At 67.8% G+C, this 9,125-nt stretch carries 3 protein-coding genes; 1 reads left to right on the plus strand and 2 read right to left on the minus strand.

Going from position 1 to position 9,125, the window contains the following annotated elements:
* The first annotated feature begins 229 nt into the window (after positions 1-229).
* The gene (locus ACYP33_RS33075) at positions 230-967 is read left to right on the plus strand and encodes a hypothetical protein (protein WP_459625355.1); all 738 of its coding nucleotides are present in this window, start codon (positions 230-232) and stop codon (positions 965-967) included.
* Positions 968-1,068: 101 nt separating this feature from the next.
* On the opposite strand, the gene ACYP33_RS33080 is transcribed toward ACYP33_RS33075, so the two are convergent.
* Together ACYP33_RS33080 and ACYP33_RS33085 are read right to left on the minus strand one after the other, a co-directional pair.
* On the minus strand, positions 1,069-4,266 hold the full coding sequence (locus tag ACYP33_RS33080) for a bifunctional diguanylate cyclase/phosphodiesterase (RefSeq protein WP_459625356.1): 3,198 nt from the start codon (positions 4,264-4,266) through the stop codon (positions 1,069-1,071).
* Positions 4,267-4,574: 308 nt separating this feature from the next.
* Positions 4,575-9,125, minus strand: a 4,551-nt coding sequence (locus ACYP33_RS33085; protein WP_459625357.1) for an amino acid adenylation domain-containing protein, incomplete at its 5' end; no start/stop codon positions are given.

Below are 9,125 nucleotides of genomic sequence, written 5' to 3' on the forward strand. Positions count from 1 at the left end.
GGGTTGATCCTCGGCAATACGAAGACATTCGCCCTGAGTTAATCTTCCAATCAACCTCCCCCAACTCAATGCAACCATCTTCCTCTATAAAAATCTACCCAAACCAAGTGAAATGAGGAATTGGACGGGATCACCCTCACTCGTCAAATTTTAATTTATATTAAAAAATTACCACTTGCTCGCCACGGCGACCTCTTTTATGAAACACGAACATCAAACTTGGAGAAGCATGTTTAAAAACAACAAAACTTCGTATCCTGTTTCGTGGGATTTCCCGGTTGAATACAAACACGACTTGAATATCATTCGTTTGAAAAAAAGTCTTCTATCCAAATCAATTATTTCAATCTTCATTCTCGCTTCCACGACGGCGTTAATTTCTGCCTTGACTGGAAAAGGGCTATCTACCCTGCTCGACTCGTCAGTTTGGATGTGGGCAGTTATTATGTTGCCAGGTATGTTTGCTTTTTTTGTGATATTTATTTATTTGTGGACAATCCTTTCAAATTTCGTTATCGGAATTAGTCATAAAAATATTTATTCGTATTTTTTGACTGAGAGCGAATTGAAAGTAACAATAAAAGAAACCATGTCGGACGGCGCCAGAAAAAAGGTAAACCTAATAAAATATGCGATCGTCACTTTGGTGATTTTCGGGATACTGTGGCTTCTGACGGAAATTCTCATGAGCGACGTTTCATTCGCGACGATGTCAGGGCCATTGACAATTCTTGCAATGATGCTTGCAAAATTACCTGCAGCCATGAAATCCAATGAAATTCGGGGAATTTCCCGCATCCCCATGAAGAGAATTTTTGAAATAAGCAGTACCAATTATGATTCAACAATAAAAATAAGAGGGCAATACATTTCATTTCCTTTTATTTATTGCGACGAAGATCAGGAGTCCCTATTGCGACATGCACATGAAAAGGCGGCTCACACGCGTTCACGCGACGGAAAGTAAATACAGGGGACCTCTCTCATCTCGAATCGAAACCACTATTCGATCCGTAAATAAGAAAGCCCTCATCTGCCAAGGTGACCCACTGGATGGTGACGGCTACGTCACACCGCCTCCCCCACGCAGGCCGCATCGCGCGCCAGCATCCACGGCGCCAGCCCCTCGGGCCGCAACGGCTGCGCATACAGAAAGCCCTGCAACTCGTCGCAGCCAATGCGCTTGAGCGCGCTGGCTTCCTCGGCCTGTTCGACGCCTTCGGCCACCACGCGCAGCCCCAACTCGTGACCCAATTCGACGATCGCGCGGATCACGGCGATATCGGCCAGCGCATCGAGCCGCCCGTTGACGAACGCGCGATCGATCTTGAGCCGGTCGAGCGGAAAACGATGCAGATAGCTGAGGCTCGAATAGCCGGTGCCGAAATCGTCGAGCGAGAGCTTCACGCCGATCTCCCGAATTGCCTTGACCACATCCAGATAGCGGTCGACGCTTTCCATCAGCACCGTCTCGGTGATCTCGAGTTCGAGGCTGCCGGCATCCACGGCGTGCCGGGCCAGGCTCTCGCGCAGCCGGTTGACGAGTTGCGGATCGTCGCGCAACTGCACCACCGACAAATTCAGCGACACGCGCAACTCCGGCAGCCCGTCCGCGCGCCAGCTCGCAATCTGGCGGCACACCTCGTCGATCACCCACGCGCCGATCGGCACGATCAGCCGCGTCTCCTCGGCGATCGGGATGAACTTGCCCGGCGGTACGGTGCCGAGATGCGGATGCTGCCAGCGCAGCAGCGCTTCCACGCTCAACAGTTCGCCGGTTTCGGCCTGCACGCACGGCTGATAGGCCAGCCACAGCTCGCCGTTCTCCACGGCCTGCCCCAAATGCGTTTCGAGTTCGAGCCGGTGGCGCGTGTTCTCGGCCATCTCGCGCGAGAAGAACTTGACGAGGTTGCGCCCGCTCGACTTCGCGCGGTACATGGCGGCGTCGGCGTTCTGCATCAGCGTTTCGATATCCTCGCCATCGTCGGGATACATCGCGATGCCGATGCTGCAAGCCACCTGCAGCGTCATGCCGCCGATGCTGTGCGGCTCGCGCATCAGCGGCAGCAGCCGTTCGTCGATCAGGCGCTGCACGTCGGCGGTCGTGCCGGCGCCGGTCAGCAGCACGGTGAACTCGTCGCCGCCGAGCCGGCTCACGGTGTCGCCGCCGCGCACCGATTGCATCAGCCGCCGCGACACCGAGCGCAGCAGGCCGTCGCCGGCATGGTGGCCGAACGTGTCGTTGATGTCCTTGAAGCGGTCGAGATCGATGAACATCACGGCCACGCCGCCGCGCGCGGGTTGCGCGTGCTCGATCGCATCGCCGAGCCGCCGCGTGAACAGCGCGCGGTTCGGCAGCTCGGTCAGCACGTCGTGCTCGGCCAGGAACTGGATGCGCGCCTCGCTCTTCTTGCGGTCGGTGATGTCGATCAGCGTGCAGATGTAGTGCGAGACGCCGCCGCGCTTGTCGCGCACGGCGCTGATCATCAGCCACGCCGGGTAGTCGCCGCCGGCGCGCCGCCGCACCACGGCCTCGCCGTTCCACACGCTGGAAATGTCCACCAGCGCGGTCAGTTGCGCCAACAGCGGCGTGTCGCTGCCGCTCGCCACGATGAACTCGGGCAACGTGCCGACCACCTTCTCGACGCGGTAGCCGGTGGCGCGATAGAACGACGCGTTGGCGGTCAGCAGGCGACGGTCGCTGTCGAGGATCAGGATCGCCTCCGACGACGCCTCGAACACCTTCGCCCACAGCTCCAGGCGCTGCTCCATCAGCTTGATCTGGTTGATCGGCGTGAACGCGGTCAGCACCGCGTCGCGGCCCTGGAACGTCAGGCGGCGTGCCGACAGCATGGCCCAGGTCGGCTCCTCGCTGGCCATCCAGCGCACCTCGAACTCGTCGATCGCCTCGCGGTCGGACAGTTGCTGGAAAAACCGCGCGCGCACCGCCGAATCGAGCCCGTAGGCCCACGGGTCGGAGGTGCGGCCGTTGAGCCAATACAGCGCCGGGCGGTTCGCATGCAGCACCTCGTGGCCCGGCACGGCGGTCACCATCATCGGCACCGGGGTGGCCTCCACCAGCGCGTACTGCGCCTCCGAGGCGCGTGCGGTGGCGGCCAGTTCCTTCTGCACGTCGCGCTCGTGGTCGAGCTGCACGAGCATCTCGTTGAAGCCGGTCACGAGCTGGCCGATCTCGTCCTGGCTGTGCCAGGTCGCGCGCTGGCGATGGTCGCCGGTGCGCCGCACGGTGTCCATCACGCGCGCCAGCTCGCGCAGCGGCCGAGAGATCTGCTGCGCCACCAGGTACACCATCGACAAGATCCCGCACAGCAGGAACAACGCCGTGCCCAGGTGCAGCCACATGCGCGCGAACAGCGCACTGACGCGCGCGTGCAGCAGCGCATCGAGCTCGGTGCCGGTGGTGCGCCACGCGTCGCCGATGCGGGCCACCAGCGCCTGCTGCGCGAGATCGGCAGCCGCGCGCGAGGCGGCATCCGCGCCGCCGCTGGCCACCTCGGCGCGCGCGGCGTCGCGGTAGCGCTCGATGGCGTCGAGCAGTTGCGCGACCGGCGCGGCCAGCGCGGCCTTCACGGCGGGGTTGGCCGCGCCGGCCTCGGAATAGTCGGAGCGCAGCCCCTGCGCGACCGCGTCGAGCTGGCCTTCGAGCACCAGGTAGCGCGTGCCGAGGTCACGCCGCGACGGCGGCTGGCTGGCGCTTTCGTGCAGGCGGTGGCCGATGCCGTCCACCGCGTCGATCAGCGCCGGATAGCGCAGGATCGACAGCGACATCGAGTAATAGCTGTCGAGATCGGGATCGAGGATCAGGTTGGACTGGTTGCCGACCCGCGTGATCAGGTCGCGGCAGGCCGTCAGCGCGTCGCGCACGGTGCCGGTGCCGATCGGGTTCGGCGTGCGCGCGAGGCGCTCGAACGCACCGCGCACGTGCGCATTCAGTTCGCTGCTCTTCATGTCGGCGCCATAGCGCTGCTCGGCGTCGGCCAGCGCCTGCGTGGTGCGCGCGATCCGGGCCGGCTCGATGTGGCCGCCCGCGCCGAGCATCGCGGCGTCGACGAGCGCGTCGCGCACCGTGGCCACGTATTGACTGCCGACGATCTCCTGCTGCGAGAAATCGATCGACATGTATTTTTCGTGGATCAGGATGCTGCTGATGTACACCACCGCGCTGAGGTCGAGCAGGTAGATGAGCAGCAGTTTGCGGCCCACGCGCAGCCGGCCGAGCAGCCGGAAGAACAGATTGTGTTGCATTGCACGCGCCAGAAGGGTTCCTGGGTAACGCCGCGTTCCGGGCCGGAATTCGACGGTCTCTCGTTCCGCGTTGCGTGAAAACGCAGGCTCGACCCCTGTCTAACGGCACCGTCCGGCGTGCGCTTTAGTGCGATCGCAACGATTCACCGAGACGGCGCGCAAATGCCGTGAAGCGGTGCAACCAGGCACCGTGATGGCGCGCAAAAATAGGTGCGCGCGCAAGTAAACACGCCGCCCCGGGTGACCAGGGGCGGCGATGCAAGGCGACCATCGAGGCCGCCGTCAGGCAATCGTCAGCGCCGCCGCGCTCACAAGCCCGCGAGGATGTCGTTCAGCTCGGCGGCGATGTCGGCGTCGCTGGATGCCGGCGCGCGCAAGGCGTCGACCGATTCGGCCAACGCGGCCAGCGGCGGGTTGCGCATCAGATCGACCAGCGCCACCTCCGCGCCGAGCTTGGCGCGGATCGCCGACTGCGCCTGCATGGCCGCCAGCGAATGGCCGCCCAGCTCGAAGAAGCGATCGGTGCGCCGCACCGGCGTGACGCCCAGCAGCGTCGACCAGATGCCGGCCAGCGCCGTCTCGGTCTCGCCCACCGGCCACGCCTCGTCGCCGTCCGCCGCCTGCGCGGCCGGCTCGGGCAGCGCACGACGATCGATCTTGCCGTTCGGATTCAGCGGCAGCGCGTCGAGCACCACCACGGCGGCCGGCACCATGTAGTCGGGCAAGCGCCCCGCCAACGAGGCGCGCAGCGTCGCCCCGGCCAACGCCACGCCAGCGGCCGGAGCGACATAGGCCAGCACGCGCAGCCCGCCCGGGCCGTCGCGCGTGATCACCGCCGCCTCGCGCACGCGCGCATCCTGCAACAGCACCGATTCGATCTCGCCCAGCTCGATCCGGAAGCCGCGAATCTTGACCTGATGATCGGCGCGGCCCAGATAAGCGAGCGACCCGTCGTCGTGCCAGCGCACGATGTCCCCGGTGCGATAGAGCCGCGCGCCGGGCGTGGCCGCGAACGGGTCGGCCACGAAGCGCTCGGCCGTCAGGCCCGGACGGTCGTGATAGCCGCGCGCCAGCAGCGGGCCGCCGATGCACAGCTCGCCCGCCGCGCCGAGCGGCGCGAGGTTGCCGTGCGCATCGAGCACGGCCAGCGTGCGGCCCGGCAGCGGGCCGCCGAGCGGGATCTGCGCGGGCACGTCGCGGCTCGCATCGCGCAGCAGCGCGCCGCAATCGAAACGCGTGGCGGTGACGGTCGCCTCGCTCGGCCCGTAGGTGTTGGCCAGCGTCACGCCGGTCAGCCCGGCCGCGCGCCAGGCGCGCACGCCGTCGGCCGGCATCGCCTCGCCGCCGGCATGCACGCAGCGCAGCGTCGCCAGCGCCTGCCGCGCCTCGGGCCGCGCCGCGAAATCCTGCGCGAGCGCGTTCCAGTAGGCGGTGGTCAAGTCGGCCACGGTGATCCGCTCGCGCGCCACCTCGTCGACGAAACGGCCGGTGCTCCACAGCTCCGGCCCGCGCACGATCAGCGCCGCGCCGGACGCCAGCGCCGGAAACACCTGCTCGACGAAGCCGTCGAAATTGAACGTCGAGAACTGCAGCACGCGATCGGTCTCGCCAATGCCGAACATGTCGATCGACACCTCGGTATGCCGTGCCAGCGCGTCGTGCGTGATGCCGACGCCCTTCGGCCGCCCGGTCGAGCCGGACGTGTAGATCAGGTAGGCCAGATGCTCGCCCCGCACCTCGCAGGCCGGCGCGACGGCCGGATGGCCGCTGGTTTCGGCGGCCAGCGCGGCGATGTCGAGCGCGGGCACCGGCAGCCGGCCGCGATCGTCCGCACCGGCGTGTTCGGTCAGCGCCAGCGCGATGCCGCTGTCCTCGATCATCATCACCAGCCGCTCGGCCGGGTACGACGGATCGAGCGGCACGTAGGCGCCGCCGGCCTTCAGCACGCCGAGGATCGCCACGATCATGCCGAGCGAACGCTCGATGGCGATCCCCACCCGTACGTCGGGGCCCACGCCGGCCGCGCGCAACGCATGCGCGATGCGGTTGGCGCGCGCCTCGAGCGTGCCGTAGTCGAGCGCTTCGCCGTCGTGCACCAGCGCCGTGGCGTGGGGCCGGCGCGCGGCCTGCGCCGCGATGCGCCGATGCACGGGCGGCAACGCGGGTGCGTCGGCGCCCTGCCCCCAGGCCGCCAGTTGCGCGCGTTCGGCGTGCGGCAGCGGGTCGAGCGCGCCGAGCGGCGTGGCGGCATCGGCAGCGAACGCGTCGAGCAGCGCGCCGAACTGCGCGGCCAGCCGTTCGATCTGCGCCTGCGTGAACAGGTCGCCGGCATAGGCGAATTCGATATCGAGCTGCCCGGCGTCGCCCTGGGCCTTATCACCCGACGCGCCCACCTCGCCCGGCGCGGCCGCGTGCGCGGCGCGGCCCTGCGTGACCGACAGCGTCAGCGGATAGCTGGTGCGATCCTCGTTGCGCAGCCCGGAGAAGCGCAGGCCGTGCGGCGAGGCGTCGTCGAGGATCGCGTCGACCGGATAGTTCTCGAACACCAGCAGCGTGTCGAACATCGGCTGGCCGCCCTCGATGCCGGCGCGGCGCTGGATATCGGCCAGCGGCAGGTGCTCGTGCTCGCGCGCGGCCACGCCGTCGCGCTGCACGGCGGCGAGCCAGTCGCCCACGCGCATCGACGGCGCGGGCGTGCCGATCACCGGAATCGTGTTGATGAACAGGCCGAGCATGCGATCCGCGCCCGGCAGCGAATCGGGACGCCCGGCCACGGTCGCGCCGAACGTCACGGTGCGCTGCCCCGTATAACGTTGCAGCAGCACCAGCCAGGCGGCCTGCACCAGCGCGCTCAGTGTGGCGCGCTGGGCGCGGGCGAACGCGGCGAGGCGCGCGGTGCGCGGCGCATCGCAACGCAAGTGCACGATGCCGTGGCGCGCCGCGAGCGCGGCCACCGGCGCGGGCAGCGCGTGGGTCAGCAGGCTCGGGCCGTCGAGGCGGGCCGTTTGCGTCTGCCACCAGGCGTCGCCGGCCTCGCGCGGCTGCTCGGCCAGCCAGCCGACGAAGCGGCGGTAGCGCGGCGGCGCATCGGTGGTCGCCGGGGCCGCGCCGCCGTAGATCGCCAGGACTTCGGCCAGCAACTGCGCGGCGCTCCAGCCGTCGAGCAGCACGTGATGGAAGGTCCACACCACGTGATGACGGGTATCTCCGGTGCGCAGCAGCGTGACGCGCCAGAGCGGCGGCGCGGCCAGATCGAAGCCGCGCGCGAGATCGTCGGCGCTGAAGCGGTCGAGCCGGTCGGCCAGCGCTGCGGGCGAACCGCCCGCCTCGTCGCGCAGGTCCAGCGCCGCGAACGGCGTGGCCACGGTGCGCGCCACCCATTGGCGCGGCTGGTCGTCGAACGCCAGCACGCCGGTGCGCAACATCTCGTGACGCTGCGCGACCGCCGCCCAGGCGGCTTCGAAACGCACCGGGTCGAGGCCGTCGGCATCGACCCGCAATTGATTCACATACGCATGCTGCTGCGCGCCGAGCAGGCTGTGGAACACGATGCCGGCCTGCATCGGCGCGAGCGAATACAGGTCGGCCAGCTCGGCCGCCGCCACCGGCAGCGCGTCGAGACGCGCCTGGTCGATGGCTGCGAGCGGCACGTCGGACGGCGTCAGCCCGGCCGCGCCGCTCGTGCAGTGCGCGAGCACGGCCAGCAGTTCGGCGTGCAGGCTGGCGGCCAGCGCATCGAGCGCAGCCGCGTCGAAGCGGTCACCGCCCGGATGGCGCAGCGCGATCGACAACGCGCCGTCGCGGATCTGCGCGGCGATGTCGAGCGCATGGCTCGGTGCGTTGCCTGCGCCGACGGCCCGGCCGCCGCGCTCGGCGGCGAGACGCCAGGCATCGCCGCCATCGCCGGCACTCGTCAACGCACCATCGAACTGGCCCAGGTAGTTGAACAGCACGTCGGCCGCACCGACGGCAGCCAGCGCGGCGCGCGCCTCGGCGTCGCCCGCGTAGCGCAACATGCCGAAGCTGGCCCCGCCGTGCGGCAGGTTGCGGCGCGCTTCCTTGACGCGCTTGATCGCCGCGCCGATCTCGCCGGCCGGCGCGAGCGCCAGCGGATGAATGCTCGTGAACCAGCCAACCGTGCGGCTCAGGTCGGCCTCGCCCACCGGCGCGTCGCGGCCGTGGCCTTCCACGTCGATGCGCAACGCCTCGCGCCCCGTGAACGCGCACAGCGCGCGGCCCGTCGCCACCAGCAGCAGGTCGGCCAGTTGCGTGCGATAGGCGGCGCAGGCCGGCTGTTGCAGGCGGCGTGTGGTGTCGGGGTCGAGCGTGATGGAGGCTGTGTGCGGGACGGCGGGCGTGGCAGAAGCGTCAGTGCCGACTGCGGGCAACGCCGCATCGACCGCGCCGCCCGCAATGGACGCCGTACGCGGGACGCCAGGAGCGACCGGCACGCCGACCACGCTTGCAGGCAACGCCGCATCGACCGCGCCGATCGCGAGCCAGTCAGCGAGGCTCGCCGCCACGTCGGCACGGCGGGCTGCCTCATGCAAGCGCCGCGCGAAGCCGGGGTACGACAGCGTCGGTGCAGGCAGCGCCACCGGCTCGCCCGCACCGAGTTGACGGTAAACCCGATGCAGGTCGCCAAGCAGAATGCGCCACGACACGGTATCGACGGCCAGATGGTGGATCGCGATCGCGATGCGCCAGCTTCCGTCGCTGACGCCCAGCACGAGCGCGCGCAGCAGCGGGCCGCGTTCGATGTCGAGCGTGCTTTGAATCGCATCGCAGGCGGCATCGATGGCGTCCGTCGCGACGCCGGTTTGCGTCGCGACGAGCGGCGCGGCGTCGAGCGCGCCGAT

The sequence above is a fragment of the Burkholderia sp. 3C genome (assembly GCF_054589155.1).